We start from the raw sequence: 1,064 nt of genomic DNA, 5'->3' as shown, positions 1-1,064 counted from the left end.
CCCGTCGTCTGCCGGGCCGAGGAGCCGGTAGGCCAGGGGGCGCAGGTCGGGGCGGTCGGTCGCGAAACGTTCGGCCAGCCAGTCGTGTGCGTCCATCCGGTCGAGTCCTCCCTCTGACACCTCCGTCCAGATGATGACCGTCCAGAGCCGGCCGATGTGACATCCGAAGCGAAAATGCCCGGAGGCCGGCCGTACGGGCCGGAATGAGCAATTCCGGCCCGTACGGCACAGAGAGCGACGTCAGGCGCCCGCGCCCCACCAGTCCTGCGCCACGTACGCCGGCCGCCACTCGTCGCGGTACGCCGCGCGCACCGGCTCCGGGAGGATCGCCAGCGTCGCCGCCAGGGTCCTCTCGTCCGCGCCCTCCAGCATCCACGCCGTCAGCACCGGCCCGTCGGCGCCGCCCTTGGCGGCGTGGACGCCGCCGAAGTTCAGCAACTGCGGCGGCGTCAGCGTCCGTTCGATCAGCGGCAGCGTGACGTCCTCCTCGTGGGTGAGGTGCGCGGTGAGCTGCACGGCCAGTTCGTCGGCCAGGCCCGCGAGCTGCTCCGGCCCCCGCTCGCGGTCGGCCAGAGCCGCGTCGACCGCGTCGAGGAGGGGGTCGATCCGCGCGTGCTCGTCCTCCATCGCGTCCACGACGGCGAGGTCGTCAGGCCGACTCGCCAGGGCGTCGCGCAGCGGGGGCCACAGCGCCTCGTCCTCGGCGGTGTGGTGGATGTGCAGGACCTTCTTGAAGAGTTCCCACCCGGCCGCGGCGGCGAGGATGCGGCGCGGGTCGTCGTCGGTGCGTTCTGCCGCCTTCGCGATGTGCTCCAGGTCGCGGCGGAGCGCGTCGTGCATCGCGTACATCAGCGTGAAGTCGATGGTGTCGCTCATGATCGATTCTCCCTTGCTCACCCTTAGGACGGAGCAGCAACGCGGAATGTGAGCGCCGCGGGGGGGCTGGGTCCACCGCTGGGTGGGGTGCTGGGCCCATGTCCCGCTGTACGGCGGGTCCCTAGCGTCGGATGCCACCGACCCGGCCCTGGGAGTGACCACCACCATGTCCGCATCCACCCGCCGCA

General features: G+C 71.7%; 1 protein-coding gene. It reads right to left on the bottom strand.

All coding sequences use genetic code 11. The features are described from left to right. Positions 1 to 240 precede the first annotated feature (240 nt). Complete coding sequence (locus H5J30_RS35270; RefSeq protein WP_181791865.1) at positions 241 to 876, bottom strand: hemerythrin domain-containing protein; 636 nt, start codon at positions 874 to 876, stop codon at positions 241 to 243. Positions 877 to 1,064 lie beyond the last annotated feature (188 nt).

Origin of the sequence: Streptomyces phytophilus (assembly GCF_013870535.1) — a bacterium.
Lineage (GTDB): Bacteria > Actinomycetota > Actinomycetes > Streptomycetales > Streptomycetaceae > Streptomyces > Streptomyces phytophilus.
The sequence above is the reverse complement of the archived record's forward strand: the minus strand, read 5'-3'. Positions and strand labels throughout refer to the sequence as shown.

Bases quoted from the DNA above. Each gene is read 5' to 3' on its own strand.
- H5J30_RS35270 (WP_181791865.1), bottom strand. From the start codon at position 876: ATGAGCGACACCATCGACTTCACGCTGATGTACGCGATGCACGACGCG.